Below are 24,973 nucleotides of genomic sequence, written 5' to 3'. Positions count from 1 at the left end.
TCACTCCCTTATCTAGTCTTCTTACTATACCAAAATTATCTGTCGAAGTGTCTGATTTCTATGTGACGTTCAGGGAAATTTACCCAAAGTAATATTTCGTAATCTCATCTATAAACTCCTCTTCAAGCTCGCCCTTCTTTTTCACAAGGATATAGGTCGAGACGGTAGGTAGGTCGAATAGATCGAAATATGGCTGCATCAGTCTACCTTCCATTAATTCGCGCCGCACGATGGAATGAGGCAGAAAAGAGACGCCGAGCCCTTCCTGGATGAAGCGTTTTGCGATATGCGCTTGCGTTACTTTCATCGTACGAATACCTGGAATCTGTTTGTGAAGTGCCACGAGCAAGTCATCCCAAAAGACGGGGTGATGATGTGTCAATAAATGATTCCTCCGAAGAACATCCGGGACATGAATGGGAGGGCCACTTTCTTCATCATATTGATCAGTAGGTATGATGAAGACAATCGGATCCTCATACATATGAATGGATTCGATATTTTTAAATTTGCTATTGAGTGCGGAGATACCTAAATGGACATCTCCGTTGTCAACAAGCTGTTCGATTGTGTCAGATTCTTCGATGCGAATGGAGATTTCGATGTCCTCGTGACGCTCGATGAATGTTCGCAAAAAATAAGGTAAAATCGTTTCGGCCATTAATGGTGAAATGGCGATAGTCCAATTCCGGCGGTAGCCTTGCGAAAATGCATGCATGCGATGGACACTCGCATCGACATCGTTGGTGAGCCGAACTGCTTCTGGATAAAAAACTTTACCCGCATCCGTCAAAGTGACACGATTGTTCACACGGTCGAACAGCTTCGTGCTTAATTGCTCCTCAAGCAGGCGGATATGGACAGTGACACTTGGTTGGGATAACAGTAATTTCTCGGAAGCTTTGCGGAAATTCAGGGTTTCAGCAGCAATCGTGAACGTTTTCAGCCATTGATAATCCATAGGACAGCTCCTCCTTGATTAATAATAGTAATTGTTTTAATAAAGAACATTCAATTTCTATAATCATACCTCCGCTTTATACTAAAGAAAAGAAGGAGGAATTATGATGTTTCAAAAAGGATTGAAAGATGTTGTGGCAGTTCATACGAAAATTGCGTCTGTCGATGGGGTGAAGGGGGAATTGCGGTATCGCGGCGTGTTAGTTGGCGAGCTGATAGCATCCCATTCATTTGAGGAAGTCGCCTACTACCTATGGCATGGCAAAATGGCAAGTGAAGATGAGCGAAGAAAAGTGAATGAAAAAATGATGACAGGAAGAACGCTTCCTCCACATATAATCGCAATCATTGATGCGTTCCCTCGTAGTATGCCATTGATGGATGCCATGCGGACAGCAGTGTCAGCCTATGCACATACACGTTTTAACGAGCAAACCATCGAAGATCAGGCGATTACGCTGACGGCAGCACACCCCGTAATCATCGCACGCCATTACCGAAATCAGCAGGGCAAACCGATTGTGGAGGCCAATCCAGCATTATCCCATACGGCAAATTATTTGTGGATGCTAACGGGCGTTATTCCGAATGAAGTGCAAATCGAGGCACTCGAAACGTATTTGAAATTGACGATGGAGCATGGTTTGAACGCCTCGACATTTGCGGCGCGCGTCACCATTTCAACTGAATCGGATATCACATCCGCTGTCACATCGGCCATTGGTACAATGAAAGGTCCGTTACACGGCGGCGCACCCTCGGCTGTCATTGAATTATTAGAGGAAATCAAAACACCAGAAAATATCCGTCCAGTTATTGAAAAGAAAATGAAGGATGGTGAACGAATCATGGGATTCGGCCACCGCATTTATAAAACCGAAGATCCGCGGTCGATTTTATTGAGAGAGAAATGCGCCAGTATGTCGGGGAAGGACGAATGGTTAGATTTAGCAACAGCTGCTGAAAAAGAAATTATTGCTTTATTGGACATCTACAAGCCAGGAAGGAAATTGTACACCAATGTCGAATATTATGCCGCTGCCATTATGCGCTCCATTGATATGCCACCAGCACTTTTTACACCGACATTTAGCGTGGCAAGAATTGTTGGTTGGACGGCGCATGCGATAGAGCAGTTAAGTGACAACACCATTTTCCGCCCGCAGTCCGTGTATATAGGGGAATGGGTGGATTGAAGATGGCAAGCCGTGCTAGTTTGCCGGGTTGCCCTTACAGTTTCTTGGCTTGCCCTTAGAGTTTGAAGCATTGCCATGACAGTTTCGTGGCTTGCCCTTCCAGCTTGTAGAAATTTAATAATGAATTAAAGAACTCCGGTCAAATCTTTCGTTAGAAGACGCAACCGGAGTTTCTTAGTCTTATTGTACGGTAAACCAAAATCCGTTAACTTGACCAGATTCGTTACCGTCCACTTTCAATTGATATTCCCCAATGTGAAATATCATATAATTTGTATCTCCGATTTCATCCTTACCACTTTCCACAGGCTCGCCCAAGATGGAAATAAGGGAAGAGAGATTGTTAGTAATTAAGGTGCCATCTAGCGTGATATAGGTGATTTCCCGTGTCGACTCATCATAAAAATAGCTACTGCCGCCGGGATAGGCATAATAATACCCGCCCTCATAATAATCATGATGAAGATAATCGGGGAATTCCTCCAGTACTCTGTCAATGGAATCGCCCAAGTGAATGGAATTATCGAGAAGCATTCCTTTTTCGACTAACTCCGCGAATGCATCGGTCAAAGTAATATGGGGAAATGAAATATATTCAGCCTCATGTTCATGCCATAATTGTGTATTGTATTCACCTGATTCCCACCCATACATATTATCCTGTATATACTGTGTCGTATGATAGGTTGTAAATTCATGTGCAGCCGCATTCCACTGCCAAGTCGTATAAAACCAGCCGACCCCTTTGCTTTCGTCACTACCATCATTATAAAGATAGCTTTGTAAATAGTGATTTTCAATGAATTTAATTTGATTACCTGTAATCATAAGCTGAGGTTCTCCCTCAAAAGTGACTGCTTGCATCTGTCCATTCGTATAGCTCCACATCGTCAGTGTGCCGTCATCCGCTTCATCACCTGCAATCCATGTAATCATTGTTTGATCGCCCAATGTATCATTTCGGAATGGTAGCTCTTCTAGATTAATGCTAATGGCTTCAAGGCTTGCAGCTAAATGATCTTGCAGGACGCCATGTGCACCATCTGCTAAGTAGAATGCTAGATTTCCATTATATTGCTTACCCTCTTCTTCCATTGTGCCACCATCGGCTACGAGGTAAAGCTCCGCTGTCTGTTCTCCATCCTGTACTTCCCACGAATAAAGCGCTTCTTCTTTTATTGTTTCAATAGGTGTCGTTTCTTGCTCAACCTGCTGCTCATCTTCTTCTAAAGTAGGAATATCATTTTCTATCTGCTGTTTTGTTGTTTCCTCTTGGCAGGCCGATAAAAGAAGAATGCTACATACAAAAAATACGCTATGACGCAGTTTCATAATTTTTTAACTCCTTTCTTTTTTTAATAAATCACATTGTACTTCCAAGTATAGCAAATAACCCCTAACGGGAATTCCTTTGCAAAACGTTTAACAAAACTTGCAAAACTGGTATAATGAAAGGAGCCAAGAAGTGGGTTCCTAGAAATGAGTATAGTAAGTGAAGAAGGAGGCATATACTATGGTGAATGTAGAGAAGTTCTCACAGGAGGAAGTAAACATGCCAAATGCTAAAAAAATATCTGTGTCAGGAAAACGGCAAATAACCATTCCAAAGGAATTCTACGATCAACTTCAGATAGATGATGAAGTGATTTGTGAAGTAGTGGATGGCAGTCTTGTGATAAAACCTATCGGAGAAGCTGTGGATTTCAGCGAGTATATTTTGCGTGATTTAATTCAAGAAGGTTATGAATCCGGCGAAGAGATGGTGAAGGAGTTTACGTACCGAAAATCACAGATTAAGCCAGCGTTGGAGCAAATGATTGCTGAAAGTCGTGATGGAAAAGTGTATACAAGTACGGAAGATCTTTTTAAGGACTTGGATGCTGATGAATAGAAGTGAGCTGTTAAATCTTGAAGTCTTACCTGGTGCAAAAAAGTTTTTAAAATCGATAAAAAACGATAAGGTATTGCAAGTGAAATTTCGAAATGCAATAGAAAGTCTCCGGCTAGATCCTACTTTAGGCGATTCAAAAAAAGGGGATTTAGCTGGAATTTCTTCATTAGATATTCGGCACAATAAAACTAACTATGAACTGGCCTACCGTGTTAAGAGATTGGAGAACGGAGATTTATTGCTCATTATTTTGGCTGGGACGCGTGAAAACTTTTACGAGGATTTGAAGAACTATATGAAATCCTCATCAAGGATAAAAGATTAAGTAGAAAAATTGTTACATACGAAACTCCTCTCCATTTTCATCTCGGAGAGGCTTTTTATTTTTCTGGAAAACCCACGAAAAAAGGAAAACTACTACGAACGTCGAAGTAAGTAGACAGGGAAAAAGAGGGGGAATAGATGATGGAAAAACGCAAAGTAGCAGTCGATGATTTGTTCGAATTACAATCCGTGACGGATCCGCTGCTAGCACCGAATGGCAAGGAAGCGGTGTTTGTGAAGACGCATATTGAGGAAGAGGATAATAAGTACGTTTCGAATTTATTTCACGTGGATTTGGTGTCGAATGAAGTGACGCAGTGGACGCATGGCAAAGGGACTGTATCGTCGCCGAAATGGTCGTCTGATGGCAAGCAAATTGCCTTTTTATCGGATCGTGAAGATAAGAACCAAGTGTTCATCTTGTCAGCAAGAGGTGGAGAAGCGAAGAAGCTGATGGCGTTTGACAAAGGCGTTTCAAGTTTCCTATGGTCGCCATGTGGCCAAAAAATTTGGGTCAATGGAGCTGTCAAAGAAGACCAGACCTTTACGGACACTGAGAAAAAGGATGACAAGAAAAAGCCGGAGCCCTACCGTGTGACAACGATGAAGTATCAGATGGACGGAGCAGGACTTCTGCCACAAGATACGTTCAGGCAAATTGGTGTTGTAGATATTGAAACGGGCGATGTGACACAGTTCACAGACGGCAATTACCAGCATGGGTTGCAAGCGATATCACATGATGGCAAGAAACTTGTGATGAGCGTCAATAGACAGGACAATTTAGATTATGAATTCCGTCAGCCAATATTGATCGTCGATATTGAGACGAAAGAAGAGACGGTGTTGATTGAAGAAGAAGGCTATTACGGCGGCGCTCAGTTTTCATACGATGACCAATACATCGCATTCGTTGGCTCAGATCGCACCTATCAAAATGCAACGCATAACGACTTGTATGTCTATCATACGCAAGACAGTACGCTAATGAATGTAACCGAAAGTATTGATGCTCCGGTTGGGGATTATTCAGTGGCAGATCATCAGCAAGGGGCAGGTGCACCAGCAGTAGTTTGGACGCAAGGCAACCAACTTTATTTCCAATTGTCGACGATGGGCGATGTCCAACTGTATTTTGCGACGCTTGAAGGGGAGCTATACCCTGCTTCACCCGACAATGAACACGTCTATGGCTATGACATTTCTGCAAATGGTGAGTTTGCGTTGGTTGCGGTCAGCAATGCGGTGAACCCTGGAGAACTGTATAAGCAAAGTATTACAACGGGTGATCGCCAAGCGCTCACTTCATTCAATGCATCCTATTTAGAAGAAGTAGAACTTGTTGAACCAGAAGCAATCGTCTATAAAGGTGCGGCAAATTGGGACGTCCACGGTTGGCTCATGAAACCGGCGGGCTACGAGGAAGGTAAGAAATACCCGCTCATCGTCGAAATCCATGGCGGACCACATGCGATGTATGGCAATACGTTTTTCCATGAATTGCAGCTATTGGCGGCACAAGGCTATGGTGTGTTATATGTCAATCCACGTGGTAGCCATGGTTATAGCCAGGAATTTGTAGACGCGGTACGCGGCGATTATGGTGGTGGGGATTATGAGGATATTATAGCTGGACTGGACTATGTAATCGGGGAAAACGATTGGATTGACACAGAGCGTCTTGGTGTTACAGGCGGCAGCTATGGTGGCTTCATGACGAACTGGATTGTAGGTCATACGAATCGATTCAAAGCGGCAGTTACTCAGCGCTCAATTTCCAATTGGATTAGCTTCTTCGGCGTGTCTGACATCGGTTACTATTTCAGCGATTGGCAAATTGGTGCCGATATGGCAGATGTCGAAAAGCTTTGGAAGCATTCACCGTTGAAATATGTCAAACAAGTGGAAACACCATTGCTTATCCTTCACAGTGAAAAAGACTTCCGTTGCCCGATTGAACAGGCAGAGCAGCTATATATTACATTAAAAAGCATGGGCAAAGTGACTGAGTTTGTGCGCTTCCCAGATGCAGACCATAACTTATCGCGCACCGGTACGCCGAACTTGCGAGTTGGAAGGCTCGACGAGATTACCGGCTGGTTCGCGAAATATCTATAATTTTATTCAGTCGGGGTTTAAAAACCCCGGCGTATTTGAATCGGAGGAAATGGATTGATTTATACGAATGAAGGTGTCTCAATACGCCCAATTACAGAACAAGATTTACGGCGTATGTGGGAATTGAGTTTCAAAGATGAAAACCCCGAGTGGAAAAAGTGGGATGCGCCCTATTATGAGCATAAGCCAGTGTCCTACGAAGTTTTTTTGGAACGGAAGGACAAAATCGTTGCTCAAAATGATTATTGGGGTATCGAAGTCGCTGGCGAATTAATCGGCATGGTTAGTTATTACTGGGAGCATAAACCGTCCCTTTGGCTTGAAATGGGCATCGTCATTTATGAGCCGCAATATTGGAGCGGCGGCTTCGGAACACAGGCACTCACGATGTGGATCAATCATTTATTCAATGAAATGCCATTAGTGCGCGTTGGCTATACAACATGGTCTGGCAATGCGCGGATGATTAAGGTCGGCGAGAAGCTTGGTATGACGATGGAAGCACGATTACGCAAAGTCCGTTTTTGGAACGGTGTGTACTATGACTCGATTCGGATGGGGGTTTTGCGTGAGGAGTGGGAGGCTCAAAAGTCAGAATGAGATGGTCGAAAGTGAAGGTGCTGGCGGAAGATTTGCTATGTGACTCGTTGAAAGGTCGTGTGCATTACCAGGCGATTGTGCATCGAAAAAGTCATGATCAGACGGGTAGTTTTCGAGTAACCCTTGATGGTGTCGAAGTTTTTCGGGCATCGGATATACCTTATAATGCGGCGATAAATTTGCGCAGTGACGAACTCCGAAGTGAGCGTGAGTTGAAACCATTTCCGTGGCATCTTCCTTGGCAGGAGTTAGAGGAATCAGAAGACTATCAAGCATACCATCGAGCCCATGATGATGCCGAGGTGGAAGTGGAGAATCGTGGTGAATTCCCAGGATGGGAAATAAAGCGACTCCTCTTCGAATATATTCACATACCGTTTGAGGAAGCAATTGCACATAAGCACCCTTTCATGCGCGCAATCTCTTTATTCGACAGGCGTTTCGGAAAAAGACGTCTTGTTGAAATGGATTTACAACATGAGAATGAGCTGGTAAAGAAATTTTATGACATACGGGTTACTGCCGATGGTGGAAAGCATGTTGCGGTGAAAGGTGAAGAGTGAAGAGTATGGAGCGAGAATAAGTGAAAAGTAAGGCGAGTCATTCCTGGTGAGAGGGAGGGCTCGTTTTTTATATATATGGTGTGCTTTTTAAGGTGAATGAGCAAAGAGGGCATTTTCAGGTCTAAAATTTAATTTTGAAGGATATTCGGTTATTGAAGAAAATCATTGTTCACATGGGTTTGCGGCTGATCTCCCTATAAGTATCATAGCTCAAATGTCGATTTTAAGAGCCGAAAAGGAGCCAAATTCAATATTTGGTTTTCCGGTACAATTTACAGAACTGCAAGCCTATTATAAGCTATTTATAGGAACGGACGTCCTACTCCTTAATTATCTGAAAATGAGATATACTAAGGAAAGTAAGGTGAAGACATGAAACGAACGAAGGTTTTGAAACGACTTTCGATTGACAAATTAATGGATTTAAAGGTGGACTTCGCCTTTAAACAACTATTCGGTGTGGAGAAAAACAAGCGGATTACAATTACGTTTCTTAACGCGATTTTACAGCGGACGGGCAGCAATCGTATTGCTGATATTTTATTCAATAATACGAATGCAGGCGGAGAGTACGAGGAAGATAAGCAATCTCGACTTGATTTACTAGTCGTTACGAATGCCGGTGAATGGGTTAATATTGAAATTCAATTTAACAATAAATATGATATGGTGAAGCGTTCGATTTATTATTGGGCGGGGGTTTATCGCGACTCGTTAGGGAAAAATATGAGTTATAAAGAATTGAGCCCCGTCATTGCGATTAATATTTTAAACTTCGATATGTTCAGCCAAACGAAGCGTTTTCATACGAGTTATCATTTGTATGAAGATGTGGAAAATTTCAGGTTAACGGATGTCGTGGAATTTCATTTTATTGAAATTACTCAGTTAATCCGTGATTGGCAGGCCGACAAACTGGACCCGTGGAATGATGTGTTGGCACGGTGGTTGTTGCTACTTGGCATGGTGGATCGACGCAATGGCAAGGTATATGAGGATATATTCAAAGAGTTGGAGGAGATTGCGATGAAGGATGAACGGCTCAACGAAGCCTTTCAGACGTGGGAAGCGTTAAGTGGAACACGTGAGCAAAGGATTGCTTATGAGGGGCGAATGAAGCAGATTTTGGACGAAGCATCTGTTGCGCGTGATAAGGAATTGTGGGAACAGGATAAGGAACTATGGGAACAGGATAAGGAACTATGGAAGCAAGATAAGGAATTGTGGGAGCAAAATAAGGAACTGTGGGAACGGGATAAGGAACTTTTGGAACAAAAACAAGCGGAATTGGAGAATGTAAAGAATGAGAGGCAGGCGGAAAGGAAAGAATGGCAGAAAGCACAGGAGGAATTGCAGGAGCGGACAGTAGAAACAGCTCGAAAACTTTTGATGAAGGGGATGGATGTGGGCGTCGTAGTGGAAATAACAGAACTTGATGAAAAACAGGTACTTGAAATTCAGAAAGAGCTGTTGTGAGCCCAAATAAGTAAGGAGTAAGGCGAGTCATTCCTGGTGAGAGGGAGGGCTCGTTTTTTGAATAAAATAGAATAGGCATCCACGCCTTCATCTTCATTTTTGTATGAAAAAAATAAATATACGAGTACAATGGATAACAAAGGAAAATGTTTAGACTACTAGGGATTGGGGAGGTAGAACAGTGACTATACATAATGTTATGGAAGAAATTGTAGGAGAAGTGCTCATTAAACACAAGGGGGATTTACAATTGACTTGCGGATGTGACCGTTGTTTAGACGATATTAAGGCGATAGCGCTTAATAATTTGCCACCTCGCTATATCGTTCAGATGGAGCATCGTCCATATGTGCGTGCACCGTATACAGCGGATAGGCAAGGGGTTACGAATATCATGCTAATTGTGACGAAGGCAGCAGGAATTGTCTCTCAGAGTCCCCGTTGTCAGTGCGAAATCTCCAAATCATGATCTTGATTTCCAACTTTTATGATACAATTCAATCACTCTATTATAGAAGGGAGAGATGAATGATGGACATATCACAAATTAGTTTATTAGCAATTGTGCTCGCGGTTATTGCCAATATGATTATCGGCGCACTTTGGTATTCGCCTGTACTCTTTGCTAACATTTGGATGAAAAGTCTAGGCAAAACAGCGGAAGAACTACATAAGAGCAATGCTAATATTGGATATGGATTGACAACACTTGCAGGCATTCTTACAGCTATTATTTTATCATTATTTATGTCGATGCTAGACTCAGTCACAATCGGCGGAGGCGCATTGATTGGATTTTTGGCAGGCGCAGGGATTGCGAGTGCACGTGAACTGTCTCCAACCTTTTTTGAAGGAAGAAAGTACACACTCTTTTTCATCAGCTCAGGCTACCACATCGTTTCGTTAACGGTTATGGGCATTATTATTGCTTGTTTTATGAATTAAATAAAAAGGAGAAGGCATCATCGCCTCCTCCTATTATTCATTTCCCCTTAAATACTGGTTTACGTTTCTCCGCAAATGCCGTCAAAGCCTCAATCCGATCCTCTGTAGGAATCGTCATTTCATACGCTTTCCGCTCGATAGCAAGACCCGTTTGCAAATCGACATTCATGCCGTATTTAATCGCAAATTTTGCTTGCTGTAAAGCGATTGGCCCATTGGCAAGTATTGAATCAGCAAATGCCGTTGTTTCTTGAAGCAAGTCTTCTGTTGGCGCCATTTTTGTCACGACACCATAGGCAAGTGCTTCGGCAGTCGTCAACTTTCGAGCGGTTAAAATCAATTCAAGTGCCCTCGCTTCGCCGATCAATCGTGGCAACCGCTGCGTCCCGCCGGCTCCTGGAATAATAGCCAGTCCAGTTTCCGTAAGACCCATTAGCGCATTGTCAGCCGCAATTCGAAAATCACAAGCCAGTGCCAGCTCCATTCCACCACCAAAAGCATAGCCATTCATCATTGCAATCGTCGGCTGCGGCAAGTTTTCAATCGCCGTAAAGACATCACCGATTTTGTAAATATTACGTTTCACTTGCCAATCCGTTAGTGTTTTACGTTCCTTTAAATCAGCTCCTACACTAAATGCTCGATCGCCAGCACCTGTAAAAATGACAACTCGGATGTCTGGATTAATGCGAATGGATTCCGTAATCTGTCCCAATTCGACGAGCATATCGTAGTTGAACGCATTCATAGCTCCCGGTCGATCTAGCGTAATAAAAGTAGTATTGCCTGTCTGTTTATAGTGAATGGTTTCCATTAATAAAACCTCCTAAGATAAAACGTACGTGTAACTAAAACATACCATTTTACAAGACTGAATGCATCCTAAAAAATTTGTTATTATAGTGTTAACAGTTTTGAACTACCCCCACCTTTACTACGTTTAGAGGTGGGAGATTCCTAAGAACACCTTCGTAACCGAAAGTTTTGATTAGGCTATCCCCGCAGTCCCTGCGGTTAGAAGTCTGATGGCTTCTTTTTCAAGATTGATACTTGCGTTATAGTCTCGGTCGTGGTGAGAATGGCATACTGGACACACCCATTCGCGTAATGCGAGATTCTTAACGTCTTTATGCCGATAGCCACAACTTGAACAGAGCTGACTGGATGGAAAGTTTTTAGCTACAGCGATGACTGTCTTTCCGTACCACTTCGCCTTGTATTCAAGCATTGTGCGGAACCGTGACCAGCTTACTTCACTAATTGCTTTAGCTAAGTTGTGAGTTTTCAACATGTTTGATACCTGCAAATCCTCAAGTCCGATGACATCGTGGTTTGTGATGATTTCGGTGGAGACTTTATGCAAGTAATCATTTCTTTTATGCGCGATTTCTTCATGAATAAAAGCGACTATTGATCGTTGTTTTTGATAGTTCTTCGCCTCAGACAAAGGTTTCTTTTGGCGTATTGCTTGTTCTTTTCTTCTTGAAAGAACTCGTTGTGCTTTGGCTAGTTTCTTTTCCAATTGATGAAAGTATTTTGGGTTTTCAAAGACAGTTTTATCTGAAAGGATCGCAAAGTCCTTTAGACCTACATCAATACCGATAGAAGTATTGGTTTTAGGAAGCTCACAAACTGCTGTTTCAACAAGAATCGAAACAAAATATTTCCCACTCGGATTCCGCCTGATGGTCGCATTCAAGATACGTCCTGAGATTTCACGGCTTTTGGCAAGTTTAACAAGCCCCAGCTTAGGCAATTTGATGGCATTGTCGATAACAGCAATATTACCGTTTGTCTGTTTCGTTGTGTAGGATTGGACATGATTACGTTTTGACTTAAAACGGGGTGGATTATTTTGCTTCTTAAAAAAACGATCGAATGAGTCTGCAAGGTTACGAACAGACGATTGAAGGGCGATGCTGTCCACTTCTTTTAACCAAGCTAATTCGTTTTTCAACAAGGGAAGGCCAGCTGAACAAGTGCCAAATGCTAATCCTTTGCCTGTTTCTTTATAGGTGTGATTCCATTTATCTAAGAAGTGATTAAAGACAAAGCGGCTGCAGCCGATTGTTTTAGCAATAAGGACTTGTTGGTCTTTGTTTGGATAGATGCGGAATTTATAGGCTTTGTTGATGATCATTGATTTCCACCTCTTTTCAAAAGAACTTTAATCCTGGTATAGAATACACGTTCTATTAAAGCTACTTTTGAGCTATCGCCCAACCGAAATTCATCTCCTGCTTATCACTGGGCTACACCCTTTACATGATTGAAGTGAGAGTCTTCTTTCGGTAATTTGGTAAATTGGTACTTATTTGATATACTACTGAAAGTGAGGTGGAGTAAGTGGCAGGAATAGATATTTTTGTAGGTAGGCAGCCGATTTTAAATCGGGAAGGTGATATTTATGCCTATGAATTACTGTATAGAAACAGTAAAGATAATTTCTTTCCGGGGATTGATTCAGACAAGGCGACGATTGGGTTGCTTGTCAATACGTTTCTTTCGATTGGAATAGAAAGAGTTGCAGAGAAAAGTGTGGCGTTTATCAACTTCTCGGGTGAGCTGCTTGCACAAGATATTTTTACGAGCCTAAGGCCTGAAAAAGTCGTCATTGAAATTTTGGAGGATGTCGAAATTACACCATCTCTTCTTACTAAAATGAAATTATTGAAAGCAGATGGGTTCAAGATAGCTTTAGATGACTTTATCCTGCAAAAACAATATATGGTACATAAGGAATTATTCGAAATTGTAGACATTGTTAAGGTGGACTTTGTCAATACGACGATGGCTGAACGTGTAGAAATTGAAGCCTTTATAAAGAAATATCCCAACATAATACTACTAGCTGAAAAGATTGAAACAGAGCAACAATTTAAACAAGCTGAAAAAGTAGGCTACAAACTATTTCAAGGCTATTTTTTTGCTGAACCAGAAATCATTACAGGTATAGAAATTCCAACAAATGTTAGTCTTCACTTTCAAATTATCGAGCAGCTTAATATGAAATCACCAGATATCGACATAGTGGCTGACCTCATTATGCGTGATGTGTCACTCTCTTACAAATTACTGCGATTTATGAACACGCTTGCATTCGGAGTGCCGAAACGTATTAGTTCTATTAAACAAGCCATCGTAATTATCGGCTTAAGGGAAACGAAAAAATGGATGCACGTCCTCGCGCTACATGAAATGGGTGAAGGTGTAGGGAAAGGGCGTATTAAAGCCCTTGTCGACTATTCATTAACGCGGGCGAAAATGTGTGAGCTTCTAGCCGAGCACAAAGGAAAGAGCAATGCAGAAGAGTATTTTCTCGCAGGGATGTTTTCGCTCATCAATGTCATCATGAAACGTAATTGGGATGATATTTTAGAACTGATACCCTTAACTGACATCGTCGTTCGTACTTTAAAAGGTGAACAAACCGAAATCACAGCATCGCTCCAACTGGCCAAGGCAATCGAATGTCTTGACTGGGAGCGAATGGAACAGCTCGCCGGAGAAATTGGCATCGACAAAGCCCAGCTTAGCGCCTATTCCTTAGAAGCACACCGTTGGGTACAACATATAGACTGACAAATAACCGCCCATCTTGGAAATATCAGGATGGGCGGTTTGTGTAGGGTAGTCCAGTTCACGAGATTCGTAGTCGAGTATCCAGAATAGGTAGCTCAGTTCTGTCCAAAGGTAGCCCAGTTTCCCCGAGGTAGTCCAGTTCTCCAAATTCGTAGTCGAGTTTCGGGAAAAGGTAGCTCAGTTCGGCCAAAGGGTAGCCCAGTTTCCCCGAGGTAGTCCAGTTCTGTAAATTCGTAGTCGACTTTCCGGACTAGGTAGCTCAGTTCTGTACATAGGTAGCCCAGTTTCCCCCAGGTAGTCCAGTTCTGTAAATTCGTAGTCGACTTTCCGGACTAGGTAGCTCAGTTCTGTACATAGGTAGCCCAGTTTCCCCCAGGTAGTCCAGTTCTGTAAATTCGTAGTCGACTTTCCGGACTAGGTAGCTCAGTTCTGTACATAGGTAGCCCAGTTTCCCCCAGGTAGTCCAGTTCTCTCAATTCGTACTCGACTGTCCGGAATAGGTAGCTCAGTTCGGTCAAAAGGTATCCCAGTTCCCCCGAGGTAGTCCAGTTCACCAAATGCGTAGTCGAGTTTCCGGGATAGGTAGCTCAGTTCGGTCAAAAGGTATCCCAGGTCCCCCGAGGTAGTCCAGTTCAGCAAATACGTAGTCGAGTTTCGGGAAAAGGTAGCTCAGTTCGGCCAAAGGGTAGCCCAGTTTCCCCGAGGTAGTCCAGGTCTCTAAATTCGTAGTCGACTTTCCGGAAGAGGTAGCTCAGTTCGGTCAAAAGGTATCCCAGGTCCCCCGAGGTAGTCCAGTTCACCAAATGCGTAGTCGAGTATCCGGGATAGGTAGCTCAGTTCGACCAAAAGGTAGCCCAGTTTCCCCGAGGTCGTCCAGTTCAGCAAATTCGTAGTCGAGTTTCGGGAAAAGGTAGCTCAGTTCGGCCAAAGGGTAGCCCAGTTTCCCCGAGGTAGTCCAGTTCTCTAAATTCGTAGTCGACTTTCCGGAATAGGTAGCTCAGTTCGGTCAAAAGGTATCCCAGTTCCCCCGAGGTAGTCCAGTTCACCAAATGCGTAGTCGAGTATCCGGGATAGGTAGCTCAGTTCGACCAAAAGGTAGCCCAGTTTCCCCGAGGTAGTCCAGTTCAGCAAATTCGTAGTCGAGTTTCCGGAATAGGTAGCTCAGTTCGACCAAAAGGTAGCCCAGTTTCCCCGAGGTAGTCCAGTTCAGCAAATCCGTAGTCGAGTTTCGGGATAGGTAGCTCAGTTCGGCCAAAAGGTAGCCCAGTTCCCCTCCCTATTCCTAAAAACTTCACAATTCCCATTTCTCCTTATTTTAGGTAGAATAGAAGGCAGGAGTTGATAATAAATTGAAAACAGCAATTGTGACTGATAGCACGGCATATTTACCTGCACATCTATTAAAAGAACTAGATATTCATATGATTCCTTTGACGGTAACGTTAGACGGCGAAGCGTTTGAGGAGGAAATCGATCTTACGACAACCGACTTTTACGATAAAGTACGCGGCGATGGTCCGTTACCGAAGACATCCCAGCCGCCAATTGGAAAATTTGTCGAATTATATGAGTCGTTAAAAGCGACGCATGATGAAGTCATTTCCATTCATTTATCGAGCGGTATTAGCGGCACATACGCAGGGGCGGAACAAGCGGGACAGATGGTGGAAGGGATTAAAGTCCACACATTCGATTCGGAAATTTCGTGTTACCCACAAGGATTTTACGTATTGCGTGCGGCGCAATTGGCCCAGCAAGGTGTAACGCCGGATGCTATCCTTACGGAACTCGCGACGATGAAACAAACATTACGCGCCTATTTCATGGTAGACGATCTCACACATCTCCAGCGAGGCGGTAGATTATCTAGTGCGCAGGCACTCATCGGTGGATTACTCCAAGTTAAGCCGCTACTTCATTTCCACGAAAAAGTGATTGTCCCCTTCGAAAAGGTCCGGACACGTAAAAAAGCAATGAAGCGCATCGCAGATTTACTAGCGGAAGACGCGGCTTCTCTGCCACTTGAAGCAGTAATTATTCATGGGAATCAACCCGAAGAAGCCGAAGCTTGGCTCACCGAATTAACGGAGCAACTACCAGACGTCCAATTTACCATTAGCCATTTCGGACCCGTCATCGGTACTCATCTAGGTGAAGGTGCAATGGGACTTGGTTGGGTGAAACGACAAGTATAATATAGAAGGCAGCTTAAGAACGCCACGTCCTGTGGCAACAGCTGCATAACCTGCATCGTGCAGGCCCGGAGGTGTTGCATTTGACGACTACATTCGACACGGCAGTCAGAGATTTTCTGGCTGGTCGTATTTGGCTGCGACTGCACACCCCATTTCAATCCGAAGTAATAGATGCGCATATCGCATCCGGGCATATCCAAACCATTCCAGGCACCACATCCACCAAGACACTCACTAAACGTACCCGTCATTTCTGCAATCGCTGTGAAAACGATAACCCAATACGCTTCACGACCTTTAATTGTGCAAAATGCCAAGGCCCCTGTACCTATTGCCGACACTGTCTCAAAATGGGGCGTGTTTCATCCTGCACCGAGCTCATCATTTGGAACGGGGAACGAACAACATATCCAACAACGCACTCACTCGCTTGGCAAGGCACACTGACCCCACGACAAAAGCAAGCATCTGACGAACTCACCGCAAGCTCCAGCAAAGGCATTCCGCATCTCATTCACGCGGTTTGTGGATCGGGGAAAACAGAAATGCTATTTGAACCGATTCATAAACTATTACTAGAAGGTAAACGTGTTTGCATCGCAGCTCCACGTGTCGACGTTATTCTCGAACTCGAACCACGACTGCGCGCAGCATTCCCGCAAACGGCTATCGATGCACTATATGGCGGTGCAAAATCGACAACGGCAGCCCCACAGCTCATACTCGCCACAACGCATCAGCTCTATCGCTTCCGACACGCATTCGATGCCATCTTCGTCGACGAAGCCGATGCTTTTCCTTATACGGCAGATGAAACCTTGCGCAGAGCTGTTCGAAAAGCCGCAAAACGACATGCTCCGATCCATTTCGTCACAGCAACGCCGTCTGATAAACTACTAGCGGAAATAAAGAAAAAAGGTCACATTTCTACGATTAACCATCGCTATCACGGACATCCATTACCAGTCCCGCGCTACGATGCCCTATGGAACTACAGCAAGCATATTCAAAAAGATAAGCTACCCAAAAAACTCATCACCTGGACAACGGAACGACTTGAGCAACAACAGCCGTTCCTCATCTTTTTTCATCATATTGGACTTATGGAACAGGCGGAGCCTTTATTCCAGCAGTTAGATACACGCATTCGCGCGGTCCATGCTGCGCACACTGACCGTAAAAAGCATGTTCAGGCGCTACGTGACAAGGAAATACCAGGTCTGCTGACAACGACTATTTTAGAACGTGGCATTACGATTCCGAACGTCCAAGTCGCCGTCGTTGGGGCGGAACAGCAGATTTTTAACAAAGGTGCACTCATTCAAATTGGTGGTCGTGTCGGACGTTCAGCACAATGTCCGACAGGCGATTTTGTGCTCTTCCATCACGGTATTACGTATGCCATGGACGCAGCGAAGAATGACATTATTCAGCTCAACAAAGGAGGTCAATAACTATGAATGAATGCCTTCTTTGTGCGCAATCCATCATCTCTGCACCGTCGTGGCAAACATTGCTCGGATTGCACAAACAATCTAACATTTGCCAAGATTGTTCAAAAAAGTTCCAACGTGCCGATAATAAGGATAAGTGTGACGTGCTCGACCAAGTCACATCGCTATATAGCTATAACGAAGCGATGCATGACTATTTACACCAATTTAAATTTCTGCAAGACGTTCAACTAGCAGACGTCTTTTCGCATGAATTGCGCAGCCATCTACCGACAAATGCGATTATCGTACCCATTCCGATGCACCCTGAAAAAAAGATTCAACGAACCTTCGCCCAGGTCGATGAACTATTGAAGAGTGCACGTATTCCGTACACGCATGTACTCGACAAGCTTAATTCAGAGGCAATGGGTGAAAAAACGAAAGCGCAACGTCTTGCGATGAAACCTTTATTTGCAATAAAAGAGGGAACGATTATTCGACCGAGCACATACATACTAGTAGACGATATTTACACGACGGGTACGACGCTCCGTCACGCGGGTACTGTTTTAAAGCAAGCGGGTGCAACAAGAGTGGAAGCGATAACACTCATTCGGGCCTAAACATAATGATAGAGGAGATGGAAAAAATGGCTGAACTAAGAGAATGCCCATCATGTGGAGATTTTTTTAACTATACAGGAATACGCGAAGTATGCGCGAAGTGCGCCATGAACGAAGAAAAAAAGTATGAAGAGGTATATCGTTTCTTAAGAAAGCGGGAAAACCGTGCGGCGACAGTCGAACGAATTGTCGAAGAAACAGGCGTTACTGAATCATTGCTCTATAAATGGGTGCGAAGAGGACGATTACAGCCTGCAATGTTCCCGAATCTAGGCTATCCTTGTGATAAATGTGGCAAGTTGACAACTAAAGGGAAGCTGTGTGACAGCTGTACGGCAGATATCCAAAACGACCTGAACCAGTTTGAGGCTGTGAAAGAATTTAGGCAATCGATCGTAGACCAAGAAAAGGCAACCTATCTTTCTGACCGCAGACCAAGACGATAGTGAAGCGCTCGCCTGTTCTGCAGAGCAGTTCTAAACGTGGTGCCGCTAATGCATTTTCACTCCGTTGAATGTGCCAGCTGCCGCCTCAATTCGCGGAAGGACGCGAATGGTGTCGGTAACTGGACACTGGTTTGAAGTGGTACCGAGTGCCTGTTACCATTCTCTTGCGAAAAAGATACTCACTGGGACCAAGGGAAATCCATAAAAAAGAAAGCCGGTGACTGGCACTCGTCTGTTCTGCATTTTTAGTATTTCATACGAAAGACCCTAAACCTTCACGATCTTATGCCGAAATAAAGAATAGACTACTACAAAAATCATAAGCGAAGCACCAAACGAAAGGAGCGAGAGTATATGAAAATCTCGAAAATTAACATTCCAGCAATCAATCCATACAAAGCGAACCAAGCGAAGACAGAGCAGCTAGCACAAAAAGCGAAGATGCAGTCGGATAAACTTGAAATTTCATCAGAAGCAAAGCAGCTGTCCGAAGTTTCACCAGTTACCATCCAACGCAATGAGCGTGTTGAGCAACTAAAGGCGAAAATCGAATCAGGCACATACAAAATAGATGCTGAACAACTCGCTTCCAACTTAGTGAATTACTACAAAGCGTAAAAAAGAATGAAAGCAGGTCAAAAAAATGTCCATTACAACAATCTTGACGTCACTCGACAATCTGGAAAAGCTGCATAGAAGTCTATTACGGATTGCATACGACAAGACAGCAGCCATCAAAGGCGGGGACATGGAAGGACTCGACCAATTGCTAAAAGACGAGCAAGCCCATTTGGCAGGCATCATGCAAATGGAAGGTCTACGTCAACGAGACGTCGCGCAATACTTAACTGATCAAGGACGATCAGTACCAGCGAATCCAACTGTCGCTGACTTACTCGATGTCACGCCAGAAGCGGACAAGCAAAGCCTTGTGGAGGCGAGGGACCGTCTCCTGCACGCGATTCATGACTTGAAATGGCAAAACGACTTGAACCAGAAGCTGACCTACCAGTCCCTTCAGTTCGTGAATCTGTCGCTGGATATGGCCCGACCACGCCCAGAAACGACCAACTACTCAAAAACCGAAATCAGCGGAAAAAAAGCATCAAAAGAGCAAGTCTCTTTTGACTCACAAGCTTAAGGAGGAACACCATGCGTTCATCATTTATGGGATTAGAAACAAGTAAACGCGGCCTGTTCACACAGCAATCCGCACTTTACACAACAGGACATAACATCAGTAACGCCAACACACTCGGCTACTCACGCCAACGCGTCAATATGGAGGCAACAGCAGGCTTTCCCGGCATCGGTCTAAACTCTGGGACAATGCCTGGTTTCCTTGGGACGGGTGTTCAAGCGGGATCTATTCAGCGGATTAGGGATTCGTTTGTTGATCATCAGTATAGACAGGAATCTACTAAGCTGGGGTATTGGGATACGACTTCTAAAGCAGTTGCTCAGATGGAGGATGTGTTAAACGAACCTTCCACTTCGGGTCTGCAAAAATCATTAAGTGAGTTTTGGCAGTCACTTCAAGATCTTGCAACAAATCCAGAAAATAATGGTGCACGTTCGGTCGTTATTCGAAGAGGAGAAGCTGTTGCAGACGCCTTCAATTATATGCATAAATCTTTAACGGAAATCCAAACGAACTTAGGAAAAGAAATTGAAATTACAACAAAAGATGTGAACTCCATTTTAAAACAAATCGCCGAATTGAATGACCAAATCGCTAAAGTCGAACCAAACGGCTATATGCCAAACGATTTGTATGATGCGCGTGATTTACTACTTGACGAACTTTCTTTAATTGTTCCAATTGAAACGGAGTATACAAAATCTGGCGGGAATGCGTTAGCGATTGCTGAAGGAACGGTTACGGTAAGATTGAAGACTGCAAATGGGGTAGAGGATTTAGTTGTAGGGAAAGAGTTTGCACAGCTAACTACTGGCCCAAATCCCTTACTTGACCCCGCGACTGGCGCCAACATTCCGATTGTAGGTCTTTCAAAATCATGGACAGATATTAATGGGGCGACACCACCAAATCCGCCAAACCATAATACATCATTGGGACATGCCGTTTTCCAAGATAAAGGCGCATTGAAGTCTATGATGAATGCGTATGGGAAAGATGGCAGTACGGGGATGTATCCGGACATGCTTACCGAATTGGATAAAATGGCAGAGGAATTTGCGACAGCATTTAATACAACTCATCAAAGCGGACATGGGTTGCCGCCTGGGAATGCTACTGGTTTGGATTTCTTTGATACAACTGTAGGATTGAAAGCAGGCACTATTAAAGTAACTCAGACTCTCATAGACGATCCATCTCAACTTGCGGCTTCTTCGGTGCAGGGAGAAGAAGGAAACGGTAGAAATGCGCAAAAACTTGCCGATATTCAATTCCAATCCATCGGTGGTCTAGGTGGTGCAACAGTTGAAACCTTCTTCCAAGGACTCATCGGGGAATTGGGAGTCAATGGACTAGAAGCAAACAAAATGGTGAAAAACACAGCAACCTTACTTGGTGCAGTCGAACACCGTCGCGCCTCAATTAGTTCCGTGTCACTCGATGAAGAAATGACTGATATGATTCGATTTCAACAAGCGTATAATGCATCTGCCCGTATGATTACTGTAGTCGATGAGACACTAGATAAAATCATTAACGGCATGGGCGTCGTGGGTAGATAATCACCTTTAGTAGGTAGAGGAGGAACTTAAATGCGTGTTACGCAATCAATGCTTTCCAATAATATGCTACGGAATCTTTCCAATAGCTACAATAAAATGGGGAAACTACAAGAACAAATTACAACAGGTAAAAAAGTGAATCGTCCTTCTGACGACCCCGTCGTCGTCATGAAAGGGATGGGTTATCGAATGCAAGTCGATAAAGTCATGCAGTATCAACGGAACTTAGGCGAAGTAACTAACTGGATGGATAATACGGATGACGCGCTAGACAAAGTGGGGTCGGCATTGCATCGCGCAAATGAGTTAGTCGTTAGTGCATCGACAGATACAATGACACCAGAGGATCGTGAGAAATTACAAAGTGAGTTAGAGCAGCTCCGAATGCAGATTCAAGATATTGCTAATACAAAAGTCGGAGATAAATATATTTTCAGCGGTACCAAAACTTCAGAGCCACTTTTCGATAGTGCTGGTAATTATTTGCCTGTAGATTCTGCAAATCCAACACCCCCAGGATATGCGGCTGACATTGAAATCGAAGTGTTCAATGGTGTGTCATTAACAGTGAATGCAAAAGGATATGAGTTATTCAAAAATATTGATGATTTATTTGAAGATATAACAACTAATCCGACACGTGAAGATTTTGATGCAGCCATTGGAGAGATTCAAACTCAAATGGATGGTATCCTAACTATACGTGCGGATATTGGAGCGCGCCAAAATCGTGCGGAAATGACAGGTGATCGATTATCTTCAATGGAATTATCTTCAAAAAAACTAATGTCTGAAAACGAAGATATCGACTATGAAAAAGTAATTACAGACATGATTACCGAAGAGTCGATTCACCGTGCAGCACTCTCCGTCGGTGCACGCATCATTCAACCGTCACTAGTTGACTTCTTACGTTAAAAGAAGATCTGAGTATCAGCAGAAATACAGTATTCAGTCGCGGGTGCCAGGTCACTGACTCCGTTCGCGTTCTACCGCGAATTGTGGCGGTGCCTGGCTCCCGCATTTTTACACCACTCACTAACTATCAAAGGGTGATATCAGTGAACATCCCGCAACTTCAAATTCAAACAACTCGCGGTATATTAGGTTTACAAATTGAAAAACCTATTCAAGAAATTGAACAACCAAGGGCAACCTTAAACCAACAACAACCTGCCGCAATCTTGGAAATTTCCACAACGAACCCACAACTATCTGTCGACACAACGGAAGCACGTGCAGAAATTGATTTGAAAAGCGTGCGTAGACGAATTGAAGAACATGCACAATTAGGATTGCAAGGAGTTATAGAGGGAATTGGCAGACGTGCACAAGAAGGACAACAACTGATGCGTATTGAAGATGGAGGGAATGTTATTCCGGCCATTTCCAAACAAAATGCCACACCACCCCCAGCACCAATCGGCATTCGTTTCGTTGGTGGCTATGAAAAAGTGCAAGTATCTATTCAGCCAGGAACAACCAATATAGAAGCAACACCACAAAAAGCAATAAACGAAGTCCAAATTAACAAACCAATACACCAATACACACCTGGCAAAGTAACTGGCGTAATGGAACAATATCCATCTATTCAAATTGATGTGAAGTGGTGATTGTATGGCGTGGATGCTCAATTCATATGTCTGAATATCCATATACTAACAACAAGTACTTCCTTGCTAATTGTTAAATTTATGGTACAATTAAAAGTAAGTAAAACTTGTCGCTCATCCTTATGAGACGCATAAATAACGGAATTTAATACTTGTCGCTCATCCGTATGCGACGCATAAATAACGGACTTGATAACTTGTCGCTCATCCGTATGCGACGCATAAATACCGGACTTGAAAACTTGTCGCTCATCCGTATGCGACGCATAAATAACGGACTTGAAAAGATGAGGAAGAGGCAAATTACTTGCCTCTTCTTTTTGAATGGAGGGATACAATATGATTGAAAACTTTGGGATATATATGATTAAAGAAGAGTTTTACAAAATATTCAATTGGGAAGAATATAAAATACCTATAAAAGCAGACAGACCCATGTTGATTTTAATCATTGAAAACAAGAACTTTCCAGAGGGACTCATTTGTATCCCTATTACAAAAGATGACGATAAAAATGGGAAGATTAGTAACCTAGCGGATAAACGACCAGACTTTATACATAATGTGGAAATAAATCATTATAATAGTTACTTGTTAATTCAAAACATGTATATCATTCATAAGAGTTTTATAGGAGATCCATATACATTGAATGGAATTCCATTTGAAATTAAAAACCCGAAAGTACAAGCCATTATAAAGAAGAAGGTTAATAAGGTAGATCAACTTCTTAAAAGAGGCGTGATTCAGTATGTGCCACGGGAAGAAGTCTATCAAATTCAAATGAACTATTTGAATAAACTAAACTTCTAATGAATCCTTAATGTTATTTTGGCAATAACAACGATAAAAAGGAGAGAACCCAATGCAAATTCAAATTCAAACAAAATTCCACGGCAAACTGACATTCGAGCCCGACCAAACTTGGAACTTCCCAAAAGGTATCCCAGGCTTTGAGGACGACAAGCAATTTATACTCTTACCAATTGAAGGTAATGATATATTTCGGGTTTTACAATCCACACAAACACCAACAGCCGCATTCATCGTCGTTAACCCTTATACACTTATAGAGGACTACAGCTTTGACATCGACGAACCAACAATTGACTTACTTAGTATTGAAAGTGAACAGGACATTTTCGTACTGAGCGTTATCACACTAAAAGAACCATTCGATTCATCTACGATCAATTTACAAGCACCACTCATTTTTCAGGCAAAAACAAAAAAAGCCAGACAGATGATCCTAAATGACAAAAAGTTCTCGTTACGCCACCCAATCGGTACACAAACAGCCGAAAAAGGGGGCATCTAATATGCTCGTACTTTCCCGAAAAGTAAACGAAACGATTAAAATCGGTGACGATATCGAAATCCGCGTACTCGAGGTAAAAGGAGACACGGTACGTATCGGTATTGAGGCACCAAAGTCTGTTGATATTTTACGCGGCGAACTCGTACTTTCTATTTCAGAAACGAATGCGGAAGCAACATCATTAGATGCGACGTTGTTTTCACAACTTACAAAGAAAAACTAAAAAGTTTTAACTAAAAGCTAAAGACTTCACTCTCTAGTCCGATATTAAGGATGTAAGTGGTAGTAGGGTGTTCGGTCGGCACTTTGCTCCGCAAACAACAAACTATATTTGGTTCACACGGATGTGAACTACATACACTCAAGGAGGAAATTGAACATGAGAATTAATCACAACATCGCGGCACTCAATACGCACCGCCAACTATCTTTCAACAATGCAAATGCTTCAAAAAACCTAGAAAAACTTTCTTCAGGTTATAAAATTAACCGTGCAGGGGATGACGCTGCAGGTCTAGCGATCTCTGAAAAAATGCGTGGTCAAATCCGTGGTTTGGATATGGCAGCAAAAAATGCGCAAGACGGTATCTCTTTGATCCAGACAGCTGAAGGTGCACTAAACGAAACACATTCAATCCTTCAACGTATGCGTGAACTAGCAGTTCAAGCAGCAAACGATACAAACGTTACAGCTGACCGTACATCTATCCAAGAGGAACTAACTGCTCTAACATCTGAGATTGACCGTATCGCCGCAAATACGGAATTTAATACGCAAAATTTATTAGACGGCTCATTCAAAGATAAAACATTCCATATCGGTGCAAACTCCGGTCAAGCGATTACACTAACAATTGGTAGTATGGATTCTGCAAAATTAGGAATAGATGGTATCGCTGTAAGTGATACTACTGTGGCAAGTGATGCTATTACAAAAATCAATACAGCAATTGAATCGGTTTCAACACAACGTTCTAAATT

General features: G+C 43.1%; 27 protein-coding genes. 23 read left to right on the top strand and 4 right to left on the bottom strand.

Annotation, left to right across the window (positions count from 1 at the left end):
* Positions 1-79: 79 nt before the first annotated feature.
* Positions 80-961, bottom strand: coding sequence for a LysR family transcriptional regulator (locus R2B77_RS10060; RefSeq protein ID WP_203245920.1), 882 nt, complete (start codon positions 959-961; stop codon positions 80-82).
* Between the two features lie 106 nt (positions 962-1,067).
* Between R2B77_RS10060 and R2B77_RS10055 the strand changes: the two genes are divergently transcribed.
* The gene (locus R2B77_RS10055) at positions 1,068-2,156 is read left to right on the top strand and encodes a citrate synthase/methylcitrate synthase (protein WP_203245921.1); all 1,089 of its coding nucleotides are present in this window, start codon (positions 1,068-1,070) and stop codon (positions 2,154-2,156) included.
* 180 nt (positions 2,157-2,336) lie between these two features.
* On the opposite strand, the gene R2B77_RS10050 is transcribed toward R2B77_RS10055, so the two are convergent.
* A complete protein-coding gene (locus tag R2B77_RS10050; protein ID WP_203245922.1) occupies positions 2,337-3,488 on the bottom strand; it encodes a hypothetical protein in 1,152 nt (383 codons plus the stop codon).
* A 220-nt stretch (positions 3,489-3,708) separates the two neighbouring features.
* Here R2B77_RS10050 and R2B77_RS10045 point away from each other — a divergent pair, with 220 nt between their 5' ends.
* The 8 genes from R2B77_RS10045 to R2B77_RS10010 all read left to right on the top strand — a co-directional run bounded on the left by R2B77_RS10045 (position 3,709) and on the right by R2B77_RS10010 (position 10,073).
* Positions 3,709-4,047 carry an AbrB/MazE/SpoVT family DNA-binding domain-containing protein gene (locus R2B77_RS10045; protein ID WP_203245923.1) on the top strand — a complete coding sequence of 113 codons (339 nt, stop codon included), beginning with the start codon at positions 3,709-3,711 and terminating at the stop codon, positions 4,045-4,047.
* Positions 4,040-4,372, top strand: a complete 333-nt coding sequence (locus tag R2B77_RS10040) for a type II toxin-antitoxin system RelE/ParE family toxin (RefSeq protein WP_203245924.1) — start codon at positions 4,040-4,042, stop codon at positions 4,370-4,372. The genes R2B77_RS10045 and R2B77_RS10040 overlap by 8 nt, the downstream gene beginning before the upstream one ends.
* Positions 4,373-4,512: 140 nt before the next feature.
* Complete coding sequence (locus R2B77_RS10035; protein ID WP_203245925.1) at positions 4,513-6,489, top strand: S9 family peptidase; 1,977 nt, start codon at positions 4,513-4,515, stop codon at positions 6,487-6,489.
* A 57-nt stretch (positions 6,490-6,546) separates the two neighbouring features.
* Positions 6,547-7,089 (top strand): GNAT family N-acetyltransferase, encoded by a 543-nt coding sequence (locus tag R2B77_RS10030; RefSeq protein ID WP_322555689.1) that lies wholly within the window; start codon positions 6,547-6,549, stop codon positions 7,087-7,089.
* The gene (locus R2B77_RS10025) at positions 7,086-7,652 is read left to right on the top strand and encodes an SF0329 family protein (RefSeq protein ID WP_203245927.1); all 567 of its coding nucleotides are present in this window, start codon (positions 7,086-7,088) and stop codon (positions 7,650-7,652) included. The genes R2B77_RS10030 and R2B77_RS10025 overlap by 4 nt, the downstream gene beginning before the upstream one ends.
* Positions 7,653-8,024: 372 nt before the next feature.
* Positions 8,025-9,128 carry an Rpn family recombination-promoting nuclease/putative transposase gene (locus R2B77_RS10020; protein WP_203245928.1) on the top strand — a complete coding sequence of 368 codons (1,104 nt, stop codon included), beginning with the start codon at positions 8,025-8,027 and terminating at the stop codon, positions 9,126-9,128.
* A gap of 181 nt (positions 9,129-9,309) precedes the next feature.
* A complete protein-coding gene (locus R2B77_RS10015; RefSeq protein ID WP_203245929.1) occupies positions 9,310-9,597 on the top strand; it encodes a late competence development ComFB family protein in 288 nt (95 codons plus the stop codon).
* 62 nt (positions 9,598-9,659) lie between these two features.
* Positions 9,660-10,073, top strand: a complete 414-nt coding sequence (locus R2B77_RS10010; RefSeq protein ID WP_203245930.1) for a DUF1761 domain-containing protein — start codon at positions 9,660-9,662, stop codon at positions 10,071-10,073.
* Between the two features lie 37 nt (positions 10,074-10,110).
* On the opposite strand, the gene R2B77_RS10005 is transcribed toward R2B77_RS10010, so the two are convergent.
* Positions 10,111-10,887 carry an enoyl-CoA hydratase-related protein gene (locus tag R2B77_RS10005; RefSeq protein WP_203245931.1) on the bottom strand — a complete coding sequence of 259 codons (777 nt, stop codon included), beginning with the start codon at positions 10,885-10,887 and terminating at the stop codon, positions 10,111-10,113.
* 174 nt (positions 10,888-11,061) lie between these two features.
* A complete protein-coding gene (gene tnpB, locus R2B77_RS10000; RefSeq protein ID WP_322555687.1) occupies positions 11,062-12,213 on the bottom strand; it encodes an IS200/IS605 family element RNA-guided endonuclease TnpB in 1,152 nt (383 codons plus the stop codon).
* 206 nt (positions 12,214-12,419) lie between these two features.
* On the opposite strand from tnpB, the gene R2B77_RS09995 reads away from it, so the two are divergent.
* The 14 genes from R2B77_RS09995 to R2B77_RS09930 form a co-directional block, all read left to right on the top strand.
* Positions 12,420-13,655 (top strand): EAL and HDOD domain-containing protein, encoded by a 1,236-nt coding sequence (locus tag R2B77_RS09995; RefSeq protein ID WP_203245933.1) that lies wholly within the window; start codon positions 12,420-12,422, stop codon positions 13,653-13,655.
* A 1,349-nt stretch (positions 13,656-15,004) separates the two neighbouring features.
* A complete protein-coding gene (locus tag R2B77_RS09990) occupies positions 15,005-15,850 on the top strand; it encodes a DegV family protein (RefSeq protein ID WP_203245934.1) in 846 nt (281 codons plus the stop codon).
* Between the two features lie 80 nt (positions 15,851-15,930).
* A complete protein-coding gene (locus R2B77_RS09985) occupies positions 15,931-17,304 on the top strand; it encodes a DEAD/DEAH box helicase (RefSeq protein ID WP_203245935.1) in 1,374 nt (457 codons plus the stop codon).
* A 2-nt stretch (positions 17,305-17,306) separates the two neighbouring features.
* Positions 17,307-17,909, top strand: coding sequence for a ComF family protein (locus R2B77_RS09980; protein ID WP_203245936.1), 603 nt, complete (start codon positions 17,307-17,309; stop codon positions 17,907-17,909).
* A 26-nt stretch (positions 17,910-17,935) separates the two neighbouring features.
* Entirely contained in the window at positions 17,936-18,355 is a 420-nt protein-coding gene (locus R2B77_RS09975) for a TIGR03826 family flagellar region protein (RefSeq protein ID WP_203245937.1), read from the top strand.
* Between the two features lie 354 nt (positions 18,356-18,709).
* Positions 18,710-18,973: a flagellar biosynthesis anti-sigma factor FlgM gene (flgM, locus tag R2B77_RS09970; protein WP_203245938.1), complete on the top strand. Its 264-nt coding sequence runs from the start codon at positions 18,710-18,712 to the stop codon at positions 18,971-18,973.
* Positions 18,974-18,998: 25 nt separating this feature from the next.
* Positions 18,999-19,496 carry a flagellar protein FlgN gene (locus tag R2B77_RS09965; protein ID WP_203245939.1) on the top strand — a complete coding sequence of 166 codons (498 nt, stop codon included), beginning with the start codon at positions 18,999-19,001 and terminating at the stop codon, positions 19,494-19,496.
* 11 nt (positions 19,497-19,507) lie between these two features.
* Positions 19,508-21,058, top strand: coding sequence for a flagellar hook-associated protein FlgK (flgK, locus tag R2B77_RS09960; RefSeq protein WP_203245940.1), 1,551 nt, complete (start codon positions 19,508-19,510; stop codon positions 21,056-21,058).
* 30 nt (positions 21,059-21,088) lie between these two features.
* Positions 21,089-21,976 (top strand): flagellar hook-associated protein FlgL, encoded by an 888-nt coding sequence (flgL, locus tag R2B77_RS09955; protein WP_203245941.1) that lies wholly within the window; start codon positions 21,089-21,091, stop codon positions 21,974-21,976.
* A gap of 143 nt (positions 21,977-22,119) precedes the next feature.
* Positions 22,120-22,674: a DUF6470 family protein gene (locus tag R2B77_RS09950; protein WP_203245942.1), complete on the top strand. Its 555-nt coding sequence runs from the start codon at positions 22,120-22,122 to the stop codon at positions 22,672-22,674.
* Between the two features lie 339 nt (positions 22,675-23,013).
* Positions 23,014-23,487 carry a hypothetical protein gene (locus R2B77_RS09945; protein WP_203245943.1) on the top strand — a complete coding sequence of 158 codons (474 nt, stop codon included), beginning with the start codon at positions 23,014-23,016 and terminating at the stop codon, positions 23,485-23,487.
* Positions 23,488-23,539: 52 nt separating this feature from the next.
* The gene (gene fliW, locus R2B77_RS09940; RefSeq protein WP_203245944.1) at positions 23,540-23,992 is read left to right on the top strand and encodes a flagellar assembly protein FliW; all 453 of its coding nucleotides are present in this window, start codon (positions 23,540-23,542) and stop codon (positions 23,990-23,992) included.
* Between the two features lies 1 nt (position 23,993).
* Complete coding sequence (gene csrA / locus R2B77_RS09935; RefSeq protein WP_203245945.1) at positions 23,994-24,215, top strand: carbon storage regulator CsrA; 222 nt, start codon at positions 23,994-23,996, stop codon at positions 24,213-24,215.
* A 156-nt stretch (positions 24,216-24,371) separates the two neighbouring features.
* Positions 24,372-24,973: flagellin N-terminal helical domain-containing protein (locus R2B77_RS09930; protein WP_322555686.1), on the top strand; the 602-nt coding region annotated here is incomplete at its 3' end.

Source organism: Sporosarcina beigongshangi, assembly GCF_033485195.1.
GTDB lineage: Bacteria > Bacillota > Bacilli > Bacillales_A > Planococcaceae > Sporosarcina > Sporosarcina beigongshangi.
The sequence above is the reverse complement of the archived record's forward strand: the minus strand, read 5'-3'. Positions and strand labels throughout refer to the sequence as shown.